General features: G+C 39.4%; 19 protein-coding genes. 5 read left to right on the forward strand and 14 right to left on the reverse strand.

From position 1 onward, the window contains the following. Positions 1 to 68: 68 nt before the first annotated feature. The gene (locus NYE23_RS15655; protein WP_341079125.1) at positions 69 to 1,133 is read right to left on the reverse strand and encodes a C45 family peptidase; all 1,065 of its coding nucleotides are present in this window, start codon (positions 1,131 to 1,133) and stop codon (positions 69 to 71) included. 83 nt (positions 1,134 to 1,216) lie between these two features. Beyond that, positions 1,217 to 2,230: a DUF1835 domain-containing protein gene (locus tag NYE23_RS15660; RefSeq protein WP_341079126.1), complete on the reverse strand. Its 1,014-nt coding sequence runs from the start codon at positions 2,228 to 2,230 to the stop codon at positions 1,217 to 1,219. A 147-nt stretch (positions 2,231 to 2,377) separates the two neighbouring features. Between NYE23_RS15660 and NYE23_RS15665 the strand changes: the two genes are divergently transcribed. The 4 genes from NYE23_RS15665 (at position 2,378) to NYE23_RS15680 (ending at position 4,210) form a co-directional block, all read left to right on the forward strand. Next, complete coding sequence (locus tag NYE23_RS15665; RefSeq protein WP_341079128.1) at positions 2,378 to 2,854, forward strand: glutathione peroxidase; 477 nt, start codon at positions 2,378 to 2,380, stop codon at positions 2,852 to 2,854. 20 nt (positions 2,855 to 2,874) lie between these two features. Next, the gene (locus tag NYE23_RS15670; RefSeq protein WP_341079129.1) at positions 2,875 to 3,315 is read left to right on the forward strand and encodes a MarR family winged helix-turn-helix transcriptional regulator; all 441 of its coding nucleotides are present in this window, start codon (positions 2,875 to 2,877) and stop codon (positions 3,313 to 3,315) included. 87 nt (positions 3,316 to 3,402) lie between these two features. Beyond that, a complete protein-coding gene (locus NYE23_RS15675; RefSeq protein ID WP_159344649.1) occupies positions 3,403 to 3,705 on the forward strand; it encodes a DUF5634 family protein in 303 nt (100 codons plus the stop codon). Positions 3,706 to 3,793: 88 nt separating this feature from the next. Continuing rightward, positions 3,794 to 4,210, forward strand: a complete 417-nt coding sequence (locus NYE23_RS15680; RefSeq protein ID WP_341079130.1) for a VOC family protein — start codon at positions 3,794 to 3,796, stop codon at positions 4,208 to 4,210. 39 nt (positions 4,211 to 4,249) lie between these two features. On the opposite strand, the gene NYE23_RS15685 is transcribed toward NYE23_RS15680, so the two are convergent. From NYE23_RS15685 to NYE23_RS15725, 9 genes are all read right to left on the reverse strand, one after another. After that, positions 4,250 to 5,002 (reverse strand): AAA family ATPase, encoded by a 753-nt coding sequence (locus NYE23_RS15685; protein ID WP_341079131.1) that lies wholly within the window; start codon positions 5,000 to 5,002, stop codon positions 4,250 to 4,252. Between the two features lie 28 nt (positions 5,003 to 5,030). Next, positions 5,031 to 5,873, reverse strand: a complete 843-nt coding sequence (locus tag NYE23_RS15690) for an SPL family radical SAM protein (RefSeq protein ID WP_341080754.1) — start codon at positions 5,871 to 5,873, stop codon at positions 5,031 to 5,033. Between the two features lie 93 nt (positions 5,874 to 5,966). After that, entirely contained in the window at positions 5,967 to 6,317 is a 351-nt protein-coding gene (locus NYE23_RS15695; protein ID WP_053071371.1) for a VOC family protein, read from the reverse strand. Between the two features lie 116 nt (positions 6,318 to 6,433). Next, positions 6,434 to 7,900: a protein adenylyltransferase SelO gene (locus tag NYE23_RS15700; protein ID WP_341080756.1), complete on the reverse strand. Its 1,467-nt coding sequence runs from the start codon at positions 7,898 to 7,900 to the stop codon at positions 6,434 to 6,436. 146 nt (positions 7,901 to 8,046) lie between these two features. Continuing rightward, positions 8,047 to 8,202 (reverse strand): DUF1540 domain-containing protein, encoded by a 156-nt coding sequence (locus tag NYE23_RS15705; protein ID WP_076260238.1) that lies wholly within the window; start codon positions 8,200 to 8,202, stop codon positions 8,047 to 8,049. Between the two features lie 104 nt (positions 8,203 to 8,306). Next, entirely contained in the window at positions 8,307 to 8,726 is a 420-nt protein-coding gene (locus NYE23_RS15710; protein WP_341079133.1) for a hypothetical protein, read from the reverse strand. 367 nt (positions 8,727 to 9,093) lie between these two features. After that, complete coding sequence (locus NYE23_RS15715; protein ID WP_341079134.1) at positions 9,094 to 10,059, reverse strand: tRNA dihydrouridine synthase; 966 nt, start codon at positions 10,057 to 10,059, stop codon at positions 9,094 to 9,096. A 439-nt stretch (positions 10,060 to 10,498) separates the two neighbouring features. Next, positions 10,499 to 10,987, reverse strand: a complete 489-nt coding sequence (locus NYE23_RS15720; RefSeq protein ID WP_341079135.1) for a DUF4411 family protein — start codon at positions 10,985 to 10,987, stop codon at positions 10,499 to 10,501. 9 nt (positions 10,988 to 10,996) lie between these two features. Further along, positions 10,997 to 12,124 (reverse strand): ImmA/IrrE family metallo-endopeptidase, encoded by a 1,128-nt coding sequence (locus tag NYE23_RS15725; protein ID WP_341079136.1) that lies wholly within the window; start codon positions 12,122 to 12,124, stop codon positions 10,997 to 10,999. Between the two features lie 1,074 nt (positions 12,125 to 13,198). Here NYE23_RS15725 and NYE23_RS15730 point away from each other — a divergent pair. After that, a complete protein-coding gene (locus NYE23_RS15730) occupies positions 13,199 to 13,762 on the forward strand; it encodes a hypothetical protein (protein WP_341079137.1) in 564 nt (187 codons plus the stop codon). A 627-nt stretch (positions 13,763 to 14,389) separates the two neighbouring features. Here NYE23_RS15730 and NYE23_RS15735 read toward each other — a convergent pair. The 3 genes from NYE23_RS15735 to NYE23_RS15745 all read right to left on the reverse strand — a co-directional run bounded on the left by NYE23_RS15735 (position 14,390) and on the right by NYE23_RS15745 (position 17,830). Continuing rightward, positions 14,390 to 15,718, reverse strand: a complete 1,329-nt coding sequence (locus NYE23_RS15735; RefSeq protein WP_341079138.1) for a nucleotide-binding domain-containing protein — start codon at positions 15,716 to 15,718, stop codon at positions 14,390 to 14,392. Then, the gene (locus NYE23_RS15740; protein WP_341079140.1) at positions 15,708 to 16,319 is read right to left on the reverse strand and encodes an SLATT domain-containing protein; all 612 of its coding nucleotides are present in this window, start codon (positions 16,317 to 16,319) and stop codon (positions 15,708 to 15,710) included. Before NYE23_RS15740 ends, NYE23_RS15735 begins: the two co-directional genes overlap by 11 nt. A gap of 272 nt (positions 16,320 to 16,591) precedes the next feature. After that, positions 16,592 to 17,830, reverse strand: a complete 1,239-nt coding sequence (locus NYE23_RS15745; RefSeq protein WP_341076294.1) for an IS110 family transposase — start codon at positions 17,828 to 17,830, stop codon at positions 16,592 to 16,594. Positions 17,831 to 18,382: the final 552 nt, after the last annotated feature.

Consider the following 18,382-nt stretch of genomic DNA (forward strand, 5'->3'; position numbering starts at 1 on the left):
GAGGGTTTGTCCAAATGATGAATATATTCTTTCAAATAAAAAAACGGAGAACTCTACTCCCCGTTTCATCATTTCCTGAACCAATTCGCATGCTCATCCATATGCAAAAAAGGAATGTCCGTATCAACTTCACCAGTGATTCTATTCATTTCAATATCCCGGCCTTCGAGCCATCTTCTGAAGTCAAAAACAACAGGCTCTCTGTCGCCGCCAAGCGCAAACCAGGCTTTCATCTCCCCCGGAAGATAGGCTGATGTATGAATGGTCCCTGCCCAGCTTCCATAAAGATCTGAATAGACACCTTTATCGCTATCATTCAGAAGGCGGAATGCATCATGTGCATCCAGGCGCCCATCCTGACGGCTTTTCATAACATCCAGCCTGCGCAAGCTGTCAGCCAGATGGTTGCGGTTTTCCTCCTTCATGATTTCAAAATGGTTTGTACAGGCAGTTGTCTGGCGGACCTCTACACCTCTCGGAGATGTTTCCACTGCATATGTCTCTCCGCTTGTGTCATACACCACATAAGTAAAGGAATGGCGATGGGGAATTTCCTTCAGCATCTCAACCGCTTCTTTGACATTTGCGCATGCCTCCAAAATCAGGCGGCCGATCATGCAGCAGATAAAGCCATCAGCAGGCTTTTTACGGTTCATGAAATTATAGCCGATGACAAGTCCTTTTTCATTCATGCCATCCATCCGGCCAGTCACCCTCTGGCTGGGACCCATGATCGCATAACCCTGGTCTGTTGGCTGATAAAAAGTATAGCGCCCCTCATAGGTTTTCGGATGGTAATCATAATTGCGGACCAGGTAATCAGCCCCTGTCAGGATGGAACAGCCTGAGCGGACATAATCAAGGCGATACCCGCCAAATTCCTGTAACACCCGCTTCATCGGCCATCGCAATGCTTCCTGTATCCCAAGCAGCTCATCCCAGATTCCTGGCGCAAACCTCGTGATCTCTCTTTTCACTTCTGCTTCATTTATTGAAAAACGCGGCTTTCTTACCTTCCATTGATCCTCCCGATTTTTCACAGAAAGAGAATCCTTGATTCGCTCTCCCTGCATAAAGCCAAAATCAAAGTGAGTGCCGCGGAATTGAATAATATCACTGTAAATCTTTTTCAAAGTAGATCCCTCTTCTATTCGTTTCTTTTAATTTAGAATAAAGGAAGGCTGCATGAAATTCCAGCGGGGGGATTTATGAAATTCTAAATCTCTTTCAATTTAATGCTATAAAACCTCATACTTTTCGGAATCCCTTTTATCGCAAATATTCCGTTATAAATCAGGGATCTTACTCTATACTCAGCAAAGCCATCACCAATTGGCTCATCCAGATGCCCTATCACTTCCCCGATTAATCTGGCTGATTTTATAAAACCCTTGTTGCTTTTATGAAGCTTTTTGGCTGCCTCGATGATATAGTCATCAAAATAACTCTCTGGCACACTGTGTATTTCGTTATCTTCCCATATACGCAATACTTCTTTTGTCTTGGAAAGTGCCTGCCAATCCAAAACAAAAGCAGTTCTTTCTTCTGCAGATAAAGGGCTTCCCATGTTTTTATCTAATATGATCTTCAGTTTTTCCGGAGCTGCTTCACCTGAGTGCCTTAAAAGGACTTGATTCTTTTTCGCAGGAAAAAGCTCCTTATATGACTGAGCAGTATTAATAACATGCACATTATTATCTTTGTTTCTTATTAAGTGCAGGAAATACCGCAAACCGGTTTGTTCATCTGCATTGTCAGCTGTCCAGATCACGATCGGTTTTCTTTCAGGAATGGCACAAATCTCCTCAAGTGCTGAGGCTATTTTTCTTTCATATTCCTTTTCCAGATAATCTTCAGGTATATTAATATGATCCTTCAGCCAATCTAATCGCTGTTTTCTCCCCTCCTCTTCATCCATCCTCCAGAGAGGTCCATTGCTGAAGAAGTCAGGAAAGCCAATGACTTTATTTTCTTTACTAAGCCCAACCTTTAAAGATCCTGCCGGTGATTCTCCGCACACAATGTGGTATGTTTCATATTCCTGCTCCAATTTCCTCTCCTGGGAATAAAAGATTATATTTTTTTGAATATCATTGAGCAGTTCCATGATCTCTTCCTGAGAATCAGCACTGTTTTTTAATAAGTGAACCCGAAGCAATATGTGGAATAAATAGCTCTTCGCCCCATGCTCCGGGAGTTTCTCAATTGCTTCCCGCAATTCGTCCAACATTATAATCATCCTTTTTAAATGAATTGGAAATCTATCTTTCCTACGAATGAACCTTAATGCTAGTTTCATAAAAAGCTGATTTGTTGCAAAAGGAATTTAAATCGCCTAAGATTAAATCGCACACGATTAAAAATAGGAGGTATCCCCATGACAACGATTTATGATTTTGAAGTCAAAAAGACGAATGGTGAATTGAAATCTCTGAAAGAATACGAAGGAAAGCCTCTAATTATCGTAAACACAGCAAGCAAATGCGGGTTGACGCCCCAATTTAAAGGCCTGCAGGAGCTCTATGAAAAGTATAAAGACAAGGGCCTTGAAATTCTTGGATTCCCTTGTGATCAGTTCAATAACCAGGAGTTCGATAATATTGAGGAAACCACTGAGTTTTGTCAACTCAATTATGGTGTGTCTTTCCCGATTTTCGCAAAAATCGATGTAAATGGCGACAATGCAGATCCATTGTTTGCTTACTTGAAAGAACAGAAAAAGGGCATTCTGTCCAAAAACATTAAGTGGAACTTTACCAAATTCCTCGTGGACCGCAGCGGCCAGGTGGTAGAACGCTATGCGCCAACAACAGAGCCGGGAAAAATTGAGGATGATTTGACAAATTTATTGTAATGCCGGAATCAGGTGATGATGTGAAAGATTTTTTTACACTGGATAAACAGCTATGTTTTGCTGTTTATGAAACAGCAGGCGAATTTACCAAACTCTATACAAGTGCCCTTCAGCCATTCGGCTTAACCTATCCGCAGTATCTGGTTCTACTGGCCCTTTGGGAAAAGGATGGCATGACAGCCAAAGAGCTTGGAGTAAGACTTAACCTTGGCACCGGGACACTTACCCCGATGATCTCAAGGATGATTTCTAACGGATGGCTTCGAAAAGAACGCTCCAAAGCGGATGAACGCAAAGTGTATATCTTCCTTGAGGAAAAAGCACACAATGAAAAACAGGATATCACCAAAAGTGTTGGAGAGGCCATTCAGACGTGCAGCATTGAACTCGAAGAATATGAAGAACTTATGAAGCTTCTCGGAAACCTTAAAGTTAAGTTAAGGAGCAGAGTATCTCGCTGATGCGGGGTACTCTTTTTACAGTTCCGTGTTTAATCCCTCCAAAAATAGCCATATTAAGGATAGCTAATATGGAAGGGAGCAAGCATAATGGAGTTTTTACCAAGAGAGCAAGTTTTAAATTCACTGCAGGAGCCATTTCAGTCTTATTTAGACAAATATGGAATCGACGATATTGGCATTTTCGAGGAAGAAGGACAGGACCAGCACTGCTATATGGGATACACGGTGAAAAAAGCAGGGAAAACGTATCATGTGCATAGCCCATTCCTTAAAGATGGGAATGGAGGATTATCACCTGAAAGAAATGAGTGGACCATTGAATCAGATGAGCCCGATGGTGCTGATAGAAGCGGATTTACCAGTATAGAACAAGCACTTCAGGAATTATAAGATTGTTTTGATTTTGACTTTTGAACTATATTAATATTAGAATATTTTGTCTATAATGGAATTGTATTTAAAGGAAGGAGTGGACGGTATGGCTGTTAATGCCTATTTAAATTTTGATGGAAATACACGCGAAGCTATTGAGTTTTATGTAAAGGCTTTTGAACTGGAAATACCTGAGATTACAACTTTTGGTGATGCTCCGCAGAATCCTGAATATCCTCTCCCGGAGGAAGCCAAAAATCTGGTCATGCATTCAAGCCTTACTATTTGCGGCAGTAATGTCATGTTTTCAGATACGTTTCCAGGTATGCCATTTACAGTAGGAAATAACATTAATCTCGCAGTTGTCATTGATGATGTGGATAACCTGAGAAAGTATTTTAACAATCTGGCAGATGGCGGTAATGTGACCATGGAGCTGCAGGAAACATTCTGGAGCAGGAGCTTTGGCCAGTTAACAGATAAATTCGGCGTTAACTGGATGTTCAGCCACGAAAGCGAATAAGATACATAGATAAAATGGAGGCATGCGGCCTCCATTTTTTTATTCATTCAGCAAATGATGCAGCATTCTATTCTTGTCATCGAAGAATTGCTTCATAATGCTGTAATGATTCGTTTCTTCGAGCTTCTTTTCCGAGATGCCGTCATCAGTGAATTCATATATGGCTGCATCAGGATAGGCCATAATGATCGGAGAATGGGTAGCGATAATAAATTGTGAATGGTCGCCTACCAAATCATGAATCCTTGTCAGCATGGACATTTGCCTCAATGGTGAAAGTGCCGCTTCGGGCTCATCAAGAATGTAGATTCCACTGCCGCGAAAGCGATGAAGAAAGGTGGAGAAAAAAGCTTCCCCATGCGACTGCTCATGTAAAGAACGGCCCCCAAAAGAGTCAATTACTTTTGGTGCGCCGCCTTCCCTGTCCATTTCCTCAATATTGGAAGCAACATTATAGAAGCTCTCTGCCCTTAAGAAAAAACCATCAGACGGCCTATCTACGCCTTTTATAACCTTTAAATATTCGCCCAGTATGGAATGTGAATCAAAGGTAGAAAAATTAAAATTGAATGATCCGCCTTCCGCATTGAATCCCAGTGCAACCGCTACTGCCTCCAGCAGGGTCGACTTACCCATCCCATTCTCGCCGATCAGAAAGGTGACTTTTGGGTGAAAAGCCATCTCATCCAGCGTTTTCAGGCTCGGAAGGCTGAAGGGATACTGATGGAAGGATGGTATATCTTCTCTTTTAAGCCTAATGCCTCTTACGTACTGTGAACTTAATAGATCCATAATAATACCTCATATATCCTTTAGTCAGCTATTTGCCATCAGGGCTAAACCCCGTCTTGGATACACCTAATTGAATGGGTGCATCTTGAAATTCCTGCTCCAGCATTTTAAGAACCACTCTATATGCGGATGGATTATACCATTTCTCCAAACCAAGCTCATCAAAAATCTTCCGGATTCCAAGTCTCTCGGTCCTTCGTCCTCCGCTTCCATCCCCCATCCAAAAATCGTCAATCGTAACACGATTTGCAATAGATTTAAGTTTTGCCGGAAATTCCCGCGAGCATGGAAGTAACGGGGCCAGTGTTGCCTGAGTTATAATCCCTGCATCTTTTATGTCTTTTAGCGCAGCCATTCTTGCCTGGATGGGAGGGGCCGCTGGTGCAAATGCCTTTCTGACTTCTTCTTTGTCTGTTTCGATTGTCATAGAAATTCTGATTCTATCTCTGAATTGCTGGAATAAATCGATATCCCGCTTCACCAATGGTGAACGGGTTTGTACATGTAAAAAGTCTGGCTGATTTTCAAGCATCACTTCCAATAAACTTCTGGTCAGTTTTGAGGTATATTCAATCGGCTGGTAAGGATCTGTGGAAGAGGACATAAATAAAGCAACTTTTCCCCTTTTTTTGGCTTTAGCCAATTCTTTCTCCAAAAGTTCGGCCGCATTTGATTTTATATCAATCCACGCACCCCATTCCTCTTCACGGAAAATGGAAACAGGGAGCTCCCTTACATAGCAATATTTACAGCCAAAAGCACAGCCCGCATAAGGATTCAATGAATGGGTAAAATTGTCTATAGCACCTTTGGCAGGTGTTAAGATACTTTTTGATATGATTTCTTTAAGCTGTATGTTCAAGTCAATCACCAAATCGAATGTATGTTCTATATTGAAAGTAACACTGTGAGCTCATGATGTCAACAATAAGCACTAGCTTCTCCTGCCATTAGAACTCTTCTATCAATTAGAGAACTCAACTATTTCAATTTGATTTCCTGAAGGATCCTCAATAATGAAGTAACGGCCAGGAGGACATGGCTGAGGATTTTCAAAAAGCATTTTCACACCAGCTTCTCTCATTTTGCTAAAATCACTTTCGATATTCTTTGAGAGGATTCCAGGCAATACGTTTGAACCCGTTTTTTCATCTGCGCTTTCTTCCAGAACAACCGGCACATCATTATGTACAAGACTGACAATTTTATCTCCATAATGTTTCGATACTTTGAAGTCTAAAACCTCAGTATAAAAATTCACCGCACTTTTCAAATCCGTTACTTTGATCGTAATAACACATAATTGATTTAACACGGAAATTTCCTCCTTTTTTTAAATCATAGATAGTATTCTTTTCTAAAATGAAAATTCCTGCATAATAAAAAATGCCTGACCCGATAATGGGGTCAGGCTTTGCCTATTTATTGTTATTAAGTTCCGCAAAATGTTCGATATGGTGCGCCGGTTGGCTCTGGAAGTCTGCAGAATTCTTCCTGATCTTCCCTATAAGCATAAGGATTCTCCAGCACTGCAAGAAGCTTTTTCATTACGCTGTAGTCTCCATTGTTAACCGCTGCTTCCAGAGCTTCTTCCACCCGGTGGTTTCGCGGGATAATGGCCGGGTTGCTGGCCCTCATTAGCTGATTTACTTCTTCTTTCGTTTCCTTCTGCCTGGTCAGCCTTTCCTGCCATTGACCAAGCCAGCCGGCAAATTCCTGATCATTACCTAATACAGTGTTCTCAAAGTCGCCCAGTGTTAAGGCACGGAATGTGTTCGTATAATCGGCTTCAGACTTTTGCATAATCTTTAGAAGGTCTGTAAAAAGGGCTTCATCTTCTGCTTCTTCATTAAAGATCCCAAGCTTCGCCCTCATGCCGGCAAGCCAATAATCCTGATACATTTTATTGTATTCTGAAATGGCGCCCTGAGCTATTTTAACAGCTTCCTCTTCCTCTTCATGCAGCAGAGGCAAAAGGGTTTCCGCAAATCTCGCCAGATTCCAGCCGCCAATATAGGGCTGATTTCCATAAGCATAACGGCCTTCCCTGTCAATGGAACTGAAGACAGTTGCCAGGTCATATTTATCCATAAAGGCGCACGGACCATAATCAATCGTTTCTCCGCTGATTGCCATGTTGTCGGTGTTCATGACTCCATGGATGAAGCCAATATGCTGCCATTTAGCAATAAGTTCAGCCTGCTTCTGGATCACTTTCTGTAAGAGAGCCAGGTAAGGATTGTCATTTTCCTTTATCTCCGGGTAATGGCGCTGAATTGTGTAATCTGCCAGAGTTCTAAGCTCCTCAACCGGCCGCCAATTCGCCGCATATTGAAAAGTTCCCACCCGTATGTGGCTATCCGCCACTCTTGTCAGGATCGCACCCGGGAGCATGGTTTCCCGGATAATAGCTTCCCCTGTTGTTACAACCGCCAGACTGCGGGTCGTGGGAATTCCAAGGGCATGCATGGCTTCACTGATAATGTACTCCCGGAGCATAGGGCCCAGAGCCGCCCGCCCATCTCCGCCGCGCGAAAATGGCGTTCTGCCGGAGCCCTTCAGCTGAATGTCGACCCTTTTATCCTCTGGTGTTATCTGCTCGCCAATCAGCATTGCCCGGCCATCTCCAAGCATATTAAAATGTCCAAACTGATGTCCTGCATAAGCTTGAGCGAGAGGTTCAGCTCCTTCTGAAACTTGAGAGCCTGAAAGGACCTCAATGCCTGTTTCACTTGTCAATGCATCCATATTTAATCCCAAAGATTTCGCCAGTTCCCTGTTAAGGATCACCAGCTCAGGAGATTGTACAGGGTTGGGCTTCATTTTTGAGAAGAATGTCTGCGGGAGCCGCGCATAGCTATTATCAAAATTCCATCCGATTTCATTGCTAATTGTCATCATAACTCCTTCCTTGCCTTCATGGTTTTATAGTCATTTTCCTTTATTATACCCTTTCTTGTAAAACATAGCGGGCATCTTTTTGTATGTAAAAAAACCTGACAGCCGGAATTATTCAATCCTCCGGCGGTCAGGCTTTTTCATGCTTATGCATCTTGCTCAAACGTTTTACAGGCTGTTTCCTCTATTTCATCCGCTTCCCGGCCATTCTGGCCAATCACATAAATAGAGTCAGCTACACATTTATCACCTTCAGCCCAGTACTTACAGTTTTCCACGTTACACAAAACTTCTACTTCCATTTTTGGCCACCTCCTTTTGGTTTAGTGATTATATACCCCTTTTTCGGATAGTTAACCATATGGGATAATGTTCCAATTTGAGGCAGAATGGCCTTAGAGGGGAGTTAGTCTGAGAGGATTAGGCTTCTTAGTTTTTTCGTCATTTGCGGTGAAGTCTGGTAAATATCTTCATTGGTAATATACATGAAGGCGCTCTTTTCATTATCCTCGCCGAGCCATAAATGAATGCCATGAGAAGGAAGATCTCCTTTGTATTCTACTGCTATATCATACTCAGGTTTACTGATATCTGCATTCCCTGACTGTTTGACAGCAGTTTTTATTGCTTTTTCAAATACAGCGATCGATTTTCTGTCCTTGAAAGAAATAAAATTTTCTTCATTTATTCCGCCTAAACCCTCTGATTTTGAGACTTTGATTTCACGTATTTCTTCATCCAAGAGAACCATTGTTTCAGCTGATTGACAGCCTGTTATGATTGCAAAAGAAAATACCATGAATGTGCATAATAAAAAAGCTTTCATCCTCATACCTCAAGTTTAATATTTAGGCTCTTTTCGTATAAATTGTTGTTTTCGCTTAACAATGTTGTCCGTTGATTTCCGCTCCAGGCTGCTCGCTTTCCGCGGGGCGGGCGGTGAGCCTCCTCGACGCTGCGCGTCTGCGGGGTCTCACCTGTCCCGCTACTCCCGCTGGACATTGAATAAGCTCCCTTGAGTAAACACCGCTCGAAAAAAATGCGAATGCATTTTCGAGGATCTCGCACCTTCCGCTCCAATCAACTCAGTAAATATAATATAAAAAGCAACAAACCTTGTGAAAAAGCCAAATTTATTTTTACAAAAAGAGGATGGACTTCTTGCCCACCCCCTTTAGAATTCAGTTATTATTTTAAAGATTCTTTGACGCAAAGGCATCTAGCAATTCACGCACTTCATTTGTTGACCTTGTGTTCATCAAATGGTTTCTTAGTGCACTTGCCCCTGGAAATCCTTTGACATAGATCTTGAAGAAGCGGTGAAGAGCCGTGAACGGCCGCAGCTCTAAATGTGAATATTGATCATGGAGATTCATATGCAATCTTAAGAGGTCCAGCAATTCCTCACTAGTATGATCCTTCTTCTCCTTTTCAAAGGCAAATGGATTATGGAATATGCCGCGCCCGATCATGACTCCATCAATCCCGTATTTCTCGGCAAGCTCTAAGCCTTTTTGACGATCAGGAATATCTCCATTGATTGTCAAAAGGGTATCCGGTGCCACCTGGTCGCGAAGTTCCTTAATCTCTGGGATCAGCTCCCAATGCGCAGGCACTTTGCTCATTTCGTCCCGTGTACGCAGATGGATGGAAAGATTAGCAATGTCCTGCTCCAAAATGTGTTTCAGCCAACCCTTCCATTCGTCTACTTCCGTGAAGCCAAGCCTTGTCTTTACACTTACCGGCAAACCTCCTGCTTTGGCTGCCTGTATTAGTTCTGCTGCCAGTTCGGGACGGCGGATCAGCCCGCTTCCCTTCCCATTCTGGGTCACATTGGGTACAGGACAGCCCATATTAATATCCAATCCCTTAAAGCCCATTTCCGCCATCCCAATACTCATTTGACGGAAGTATTCAGGCTTATCCCCCCATATATGGGCGACAATTGGCTGTTCATCCTCTGTAAAAGTCAAACGCCCTCGTACACTATTGACCCCCTCAGGGTGACAATAACTATCTGAGTTTGTAAACTCAGTAAAAAACACATCGGGTCTTGCCGCTTCACTCACCACATGGCGGAAAACAACATCTGTCACCTCTTCCATGGGTGCCAGTATAAAAAATGGCCGCGGTAACTCACGCCAAAAATTTTCTTTCATCTTTTTATTCCAATCCTCTCATTAAGGGATACCATACTAACCCGTATCCCAAAATTAAAAAGCAGCATATTTCTGCTACTATACACTTATACCATGGTTGGTCACTTTTTATCAAACTGATCAAAAATGTATACATCAACTTTACGACAGCCAGTATCTCCCGCTAAAATTCACCCTATTAATCAGCATTCCACAATCCGAGTTAAAATAAAGTTTTGCTAAGAAAAACATTATAATTTTAACAGGAAAAAGACCCCAAAATCGCAACGATTCAGGGTCAGAGCAGCAAAAGCATATCTTTAGTGGTTACACGTTTAAAATAAGCTGTGTCACACTTTCCACATGTGTGGATTGTAATTGACAACACATGAGATGTTGGTTTGTTTACAGAGATAGTTATAATTTTAGCACTTGAAAAGTGAATACAAATAACAGGGAATTAAAGTTTTATCCCCAACTGTCTTAACATTTCAAAGGTATTTACATAAGGAACTTCAAATGCCTCACAAGCAACTGGTATAAGTATCCGATTTCTTTTTTCTCGATTATATGCCTCGTGAGTAACTAAAGTTCCTCCTCTCGATTTCGCATATGCGATTAACCATGCATCTGCATTTGAAGCGAATTCACTTTTTGCTTCTGGTAAAAAGTGCTCACTAGAATTAGCCCATTGTTGCAGCTCTGCATAAGCACTAATGACATCGTGGCTATCTGTTTTTTCAAAGTACTCACGAAATTCATTTCCGGACCAATTATGTAACTCATCAGGTTCAGCTGCACATGTAAGTTCATCATGAATCTTATCAATACTACAAATCGCAGATTGTTGGGCTGACTTTTCTAAAGCCTCCCAAAAACTTGGAGCAAAATCAAAAGAATAATAGCTTCTATGGGCGGATATAAACACGTTAGCATCTAATATAAACATACCTACATGCTACCTCTCATTGTAATCCACAAATTTATTAAAAGTGTCACCCTTTAATCCGGTCAATCTATATGCATCTCTATACATGACATTCCCCGCCTTTACTTCAGAAATAACAATCCTGGTAAACAAACTACCTAGTTTTGCTCCCAGGGTGGTATAAAAATTCCCCCCACTAGAACTCCCAACATCCCTTAAATTTTCCCTATAGTTTCTATAGAAAATCATAAATTCTTCCCTGTTTATTAAGTTGAGTTCTAAGGCCCTACGAGCCACAACTAATGTACTTACTTTAAAATATCTAGCTAATGATTCAAATTTATTGGAACCTTCATGACTTTCCCAGTTATTTATAAATGCAGTCCTTGGACATAAAAATTCTGCCGCTGCCTTATTGCATAGTTTTTCAATTTCATTTTCTTCATTATCTAAAGGAGAAGCCTCAACTATTGCGCTATGTCCCACCCATATATGAGCTAGTTCATGAACTAAAGTAAATAATTGAGCTGCCTTCGCGTCAGCTCCATTAATAAAAACCAAAGGGGCCATATTATTCACCAACACAAAACCTCGAAATTCTTCAACATCTAATTTCCGATGTGTATTGTTATCGACCACTCCATTTACCATTACCATAATACGGTGTTCTTCACATTTACTAATTAGAAATCGCAAGGCATAATGCCAGTTAGGTAAACTAGCAGCCCAATTTTCTTGTAAACCCAATTTAGTCCTTATTAAATTTGCTAACTCTAATGGATTGCTTCCTCTGTATGAACCAATAAAATCAATTTCAACTCCTACATTTTCTATATAAAATTCTTTGATAAACTGCTGTCTTCGTTGCATGGTATGTAGAGTATCTATTAATTCCGGACTTGTTCCGGGTGGAGCCTCATCACCTATTGTACGGTAGTGTGGTACTGGTATAACTTCTTTTGGGGGTTCACTCAAGAAAAAATAACCTAGTGGTGTAGATGTAGCTTTAGCATACTTCTCTAATTGTTTTAAAGTAGGTTTAGACTCTCCCCTTAACCATTGATCTAACTTTGGAAAAATAGAGTTTAACGATTCACCTTTTCTTGACCTCTCCTTTGCCCATTGCAGTATACTTTGCTGGACCTCTATATAAGTCATATTTCACCTCCCACTTAATAAAAAAGTTTAAGTGTTTGAATATTTAGATATTGGCGTTCACAAAAAAAGTAACCCCCCTTACCCCAGATCAGGTGTTATAAGGTAATGGTTACTTTTTCGTAGCTCCTTATCACTTTACGTTGAAAAGTCGCTGCTCTTTATATGTTAAATATAACAGAGATATACACAAAAGTAAAATTAATACAAATACGATAATTAAATGTTGCAATTTTACTTTCAAAAGGTTTTATTTACCTTACTTAGTAAAACCCCCAAAGGGTCAGAGCCGCTACCTCTGCCAAAACGCTGTCGCCGGTTCGACAATTACATACCGGATAAAAGAATAACCGTGGGAGCGCCCTTAAGTCACGCTAAATAAGAGGTCCGGTGAGCTGAGCCGATGCAGAAAATCAGCGTAGCAATCATTAGACAAGGTCTTTCTGCTGTTTATGATCGGATTGTGAGTCTTAGAGGAGTGGGAACGGCTTCTTGCAGTAACGGTTCGGTGGAGTTTCGATTGGTTACGGCCAGTGGTACTTGCCATAAAGCATGCGGGCGAAACTGTATGCGCTTTTTAAAAGCTAGTGGCAAGGTGAAGAGATTCGGTACTAAACAGCAGCGTCATCAAGTTTCCCTGCTTTACACTAAAGCATGTACGCTAGTATCACTTCCTCTGTATACGAGTCTAACAATGATTCGTGTTACAGGGGAGGGTACAATTCGTAGTCAGTAGCCCGCATAACCTAAAGCATATAAATATAGACTGCAGCCTCCATTTGATGTTACTCAACAGCAAGTTTAGACCAACCTCAACCCACCATGGCATCGTTTTACATAAATCAGGAATATGAAAACCTCGGGTGCCTCAGTGAAGTAGTTCCTTAACCCAGAAAAACAACTGCAGGGTGCTTGAAGGACTTTGGTCCTTTATTGTTGAATTCCTTATTAAACTAACGGGGCAGGTTAACTTAATAAGGAAAAATAAAACAGGTTCGACCGAGCATTCCAAAAAAAAGTGGGAAGGCCTTATACTTAAATTAACAATGAGACTACTTATTCTAGAGGTGAAAATGATTGTTAGATAAAATAAAGGACATTAATCTTGCTCTTACTAATAAAAGTTATTTATCTGCACTTGCACTATCATTAACTTTACCGGATATTTGTGGGCAAATAGAATACCCACATTTTATTAAGAAAAATGGAGATCGGAACGTGGGAAAGCAATATGCAACATGGTTTGATAATTGGGTAAACCACCATTTTGCAGATACCTCAGGTTGGACAAATGATTACACTAAAGCTAAAAATCCATATTTAACTGGAAAAATGTGTTACTTTTTACGCTGTTCTTTCTTGCATGCTGGAAATTCAGATATAGGAAACTGGGGCGACAAAGAAGATGCAGATTTTTATTTTTCGTGCGAATTTGAATTAGCAGTAGGTGGCGCAGACAAAATTGGTTCATCTTGGGGACACCAACCTAATAATAACTCAAAAATATTAAAGACAAAAAGTGTCAGAGTAAATATCGACAAATTATGTGAGTGCATTTGTCGATCTGCTGAAAGGTATTATCGAGAAAAAGATCCTAATCTATTCAAAGACTATAACCTTAACTTGATTGACTTTAAATAACAAAAGAAATCAAATCATAAGAGCGATCTTGTCAGCATATATCCGCAAGCGACGCTTTTTTTTATTAAGAGGGCATTTTTTTATATTGACCATATTTATACAAGGTATAAGAAGAATTTGAAGGACTTAAACTATCGGGGGCTTTCCTTAAAGATCTGTCTGCTAAAAATACTGCCTTTTTCTTTTGCTACCAAAGGGATAGTTTAGAGAAAATGCATTTTTATGAATAATAAGACATTTGGAAAAAACACCATAATTACAATCAAAAGTTATTAACAAAACGGCAAGGGATATAATTGTGGAATGTCATTCTGAATAATATAATTGTTAAAAGTTAGGGGGAATCATATGTTAGTTAATTTTAGAGACCAGAAAAATCCAAAATATATAGAACAGCCTTTTATTATAAAAAGGCTGTTTACATATTAGTCATTAATGTGAAACAGCCTATGTTTATTGTATTGGTTTTATTAAATTGAGGTCTTGATAAATAATAAGATCGCATTTACTTCCTTGAAATAATCATCATCGATTTGCCTAAAGGCACGATACATTGATTGATCTCAGGTTTGTCACCCGTATATTATGGTGTTAACTTGTTATTTATTTGTTGCTCTTTATCTTTAATTAGATTTTCATCTTAAAAGGGGTTTGAAAGATCGGCACATTAATACGGTCCTTTGCTACACAAATTCCGTTACTAATGATGTAGCATTCTACGTAATGAGGGCCATTAAAGGAAGTGGGCTCTACTTTTTGAGAAGTCCCTTTAACTATTTCTCCTCTTTGCATTTTCTTTTCAACAGCTTTTGGACCACGATTTCGAACCTTCCAATAAATAGAATAATTTATTCCCTTATCTTCTACCTCATTTACATCTATATAAAATTTAAGTTCCCTTTTATGTAGCAAAGGGATTTTTTCCTTTATAAACCTCCGTAGTGAACCTTCACGAAACCCATTTGCCTTTACATCACACTCAATTTTCAATCTATATTTAATATCAACCTGAAACATTTCTTCAATGAATTGCTCGTTATCACCACGCAAAGCAAATGAACTAAGTTCAGCTTTTTGCACAACTTCAGGAACAGGAAAATTAATACCGAATATTTCCTGTAATATCTCATAAAGTTCTTCGCTTTCTTCTGTTAGATCTTTTATTTTATTGTAGGCCAGCTCTGCTTTGTCTATAAAAGCTTTACCTTTATCATAAACATGTTGTTTACTTCCTATTGCTTGCCAATACTTTTGTTCTTTACTTTGACCTTGTAGATACAAAAATAAATCTTTAAATAAAACCAAATAATCCTCAAACGTTGCTGTCACATAATCTGGATATTTGTTAAAAAACTTATGAACCAATGTATCTATTAATAATCCCCCCATCTTAAATCCAATGTTATTTTTCCAAGCGCGAATCATTTGACAAATATATTTGTAGTGATCATTAGTATGGTCAATCATATATTCACTTTCCCCAATCTCTACCATGGGGTCTGTTCGCTTCCAAGTACCTCCGTTGTTTGAATCTGGATATTTGTAACTACCGTCACTATTTTCAAATGCAGGACATACTTCTACTTCATAATTGGAAAAGGTTATGACAACAACTTGTCCATCTCCACGAACTATTATACTTTCATTTGGATATCGTTTTCTTATCTGAGCCTTTACATCCTGTAGCAAAGCTGATTGCCCGTTACTTTTATGCTCATCATATTGTTTGAATTTTGATTTAGGAAGTACAAACAACATATCCATGTCACTGATACCATTAATTGCAGTTTTACGCCCTAACGACCCCACTTTATAACCGTGGTCTTCCTCACTGGTACTACCATCATAATAGCTCATATTTAAACGCTTGGTGATGGTTCTAAATTTTGTATCAATATCATGTTGATTATCTAATTGAAGCGAATTTACAAACTCCTCAAATGATTCAGCTAACAAATGGTAACTCCCCCTTGAAAATGAATACCCATGTCGGGATAGCAAGTACAATTACAACGACAAACACAATAAATGATGTTGGTATTTTATCTCTAAATAACTTAAAATTCTTCTGCTCGTCAATCCAGTCGATCTGCATTTGTCTAAAGAATTTATAGTGTGCGTACCAATCGCTTGCAAAGATTTGATTACTCATACTGATGGAATAATATTGATTCATAATCTCTGCCATTTCCCGTTCTTCATTTTCAAATTCTGTCGCTGAAGAGCTTTGAACTTTGAAGTACAGCTGTCTTAGCTCATTAAAGAGCTGAGTTATTTTTACGCCTTGTTCATTATATTTTTCCTTTTCATTGTTAAAAGGAGTAATTGTCATACCAACTATGCTTGCCATAATTAAGACTGTTGATATTCCAGTATCAAAAGGGCCATCAGGATAAGCAAGTTGTCCTACTCCAATTAACAATCCTATTAATGAAATGAAACCTGGAACTTTTGAAATAATATCATAAGTCGCAAAGTTCTTCTTTGCTCCAAACCCTACATTGTAGCCATTAGTAGCTAATTCTTTTAATAGCTCATCTTTCCCTAATCCAGCCAACAGTTCTCAATCCCTTCATAAACAGTAAGACATATCAATACTTGTTAATTATAACAAGTTTACTGGAAAAATAGATCCAACGAAACATTATTTTTCCAAATTTCATATAAAGTTTGTGAAGAAATGTACTTAAATAAAACCAGCTAATAGTTTGTCAACATTTTTCAATAAAATGATTAATAACGTCATGATATACTAAAAATGTTCATGCCAAATAACCTTCCTCTATGTCTTATTTGGAAGGTTTTGTTGTATTTAGTTAGATATAGTTTTTAATCTGTATCTTGGAAAATAGTTCTGCTTTTTAGTAAGGCAAAAATCCAATGTAAGAGCTTATTAACACATGCAATAACTGCTACTCTAAAGGGTTTTCCTTCTTCCCGTTTCTTATCGTAAAACTCCCTTAATTTTTTATTGCGTGCGATGATTTCATCAGTTGTTTTCTTTTTACGAGCATCACGAATACCACTTTGAACAGCCATATACAAGGCATGACGAAGCCTGCTAGAACCTCGTTTGGTAATTCGATTTACTGATGCGGTAAACTTACCAGAAGAGAAAACACTAGGATCCACTCCAGCGAATGCAACGAGCTTTTTGGCATCATTGAACCGATCTATCTCACCAATTTCGGAAATAATCGTGGCGGCGATTTTCTCTCCAATTCCAGGGATAGACTGAAGTATATGATATTCTTCAATTTCTTTAGCGAGGGCATCTATTTCAACTGCAATTTTAGATAGATGCTCTTGGTATTGAAGAACGATCTTGACTAATAACTCTAGATTAAAAATATTACTCTGGTAGAGGTTGTTTTGAAACGGATTACGAAGGGCTGCTTCCCTTAATTTTTTAGCCTTTTCGTTTGCCCATGCATCTGAACGACTCATACATAGCGAAGCTATTTTCTCTGTTATTTCTCTTTCACTCACACTTAACACTACTTCTGAAGTAGGAAATGCTAATAATGTAAGCAATGAGACTTTGGAATATAAACTTCCAAAAACTCCTCTATATTCAGGAAATACCTGATCCAAAAGGGTATGCAGCTGTATTTTCGTCTGTGCTGATACTTCGGCAATACTTTCTTGTTGTCTTGTTAGATTACGAAGATTTAAAAGTTGAATTCCTCTTTTTTTATAAGGCTCTAACTCTTCTTTATAAAACAGCTCGCAAAGGTGGTAAGCATCAATTGCATCTGTTTTTACCTTCCGCAAACTCGAACTTTTGGCTCGATGGGAGATAAGAGGATTGACAACAATATAAACAAAACTTTGCTCCTCAAGAAATTGAATTACAGGAAAATGGTAATGTCCTGTTGATTCTAAAACCACCGTTGGCTGATGACTACCAGCTGAACTTTCTACTTCATGAAGGAACTCTAATAAACTACCTAAACCATCGGTATTGTGCTTGATACTAAAGCTCTTCCGATACGGTTTGCCTTTGTCTAAAAATGCTTGAACCTGACTCTCTCCTTTTGATACATCCAGGCCAATGACTGGATTCATGCTTTTCTCCTCCTAAAACTCAATTTGTCGGTATCCCCTAAGGCTTCTTGTAATGTCATAGGTTCGCTTGTTAAACGGGATCTTTGTCCCAACCAGCCTGAAACATGTTTATACAAGTAGGGGGTGAACAGTTTAGTTGACGGGATTTAACCCACGGGTGCGACGTTCTACCCCGACTACCGTTATATAATAAGACCCAAAATTAAAAGGTCAACCAGAAATATCTGGCTAACCTTATATTACGAACGGGTGCTTTAGTTGAAGATAGATAAACAATACTACAATATTTTTTATTACTCAGAACCTCGTCGGATTATATATTCCGGCGAGGCTTTCTTTTTTTAAGACTTAAAAAACTCCGCTTGACTTTTTCTCAGAAATGGTTATGTTCCTTTTGCCGGTAGATGAACTACCGAAATTAAAAGATATGTGGAGGAATATACACCATGAAACCAACTCAAAAAAACATATAAGAAAATAAGATTCGAAATAATACACAGGCTGCAATCCAGCGCTTGCGAAACAGGGGGATGCTTTCATGAGCACCAATCC

The organism is Cytobacillus sp. FSL H8-0458 (assembly GCF_038002165.1).
Lineage (GTDB): Bacteria > Bacillota > Bacilli > Bacillales > Cytobacillaceae > Cytobacillus.

Bases quoted from the DNA above. Each gene is read 5' to 3' on its own strand.
- NYE23_RS15660 (WP_341079126.1), bottom strand. From the start codon at position 2,230: ATGTTGGACGAATTGCGGGAAGCAATTGAGAAACTCCCGGAGCATGGG.
- NYE23_RS15665 (WP_341079128.1), top strand. From the start codon at position 2,378: ATGACAACGATTTATGATTTTGAAGTCAAAAAGACGAATGGTGAATTG.
- NYE23_RS15675 (WP_159344649.1), top strand. From the start codon at position 3,403: ATGGAGTTTTTACCAAGAGAGCAAGTTTTAAATTCACTGCAGGAGCCA.
- NYE23_RS15680 (WP_341079130.1), top strand. From the start codon at position 3,794: ATGGCTGTTAATGCCTATTTAAATTTTGATGGAAATACACGCGAAGCT.
- NYE23_RS15685 (WP_341079131.1), bottom strand. From the start codon at position 5,002: ATGGATCTATTAAGTTCACAGTACGTAAGAGGCATTAGGCTTAAAAGA.
- NYE23_RS15700 (WP_341080756.1), bottom strand. From the start codon at position 7,900: ATGACAATTAGCAATGAAATCGGATGGAATTTTGATAATAGCTATGCG.
- NYE23_RS15705 (WP_076260238.1), bottom strand. From the start codon at position 8,202: ATGGAAGTAGAAGTTTTGTGTAACGTGGAAAACTGTAAGTACTGGGCT.
- NYE23_RS15710 (WP_341079133.1), bottom strand. From the start codon at position 8,726: ATGAAAGCTTTTTTATTATGCACATTCATGGTATTTTCTTTTGCAATC.
- NYE23_RS15715 (WP_341079134.1), bottom strand. From the start codon at position 10,059: ATGAAAGAAAATTTTTGGCGTGAGTTACCGCGGCCATTTTTTATACTG.
- NYE23_RS15720 (WP_341079135.1), bottom strand. From the start codon at position 10,987: ATGTTTATATTAGATGCTAACGTGTTTATATCCGCCCATAGAAGCTAT.
- NYE23_RS15725 (WP_341079136.1), bottom strand. From the start codon at position 12,124: ATGACTTATATAGAGGTCCAGCAAAGTATACTGCAATGGGCAAAGGAG.
- NYE23_RS15745 (WP_341076294.1), bottom strand. From the start codon at position 17,830: ATGAATCCAGTCATTGGCCTGGATGTATCAAAAGGAGAGAGTCAGGTT.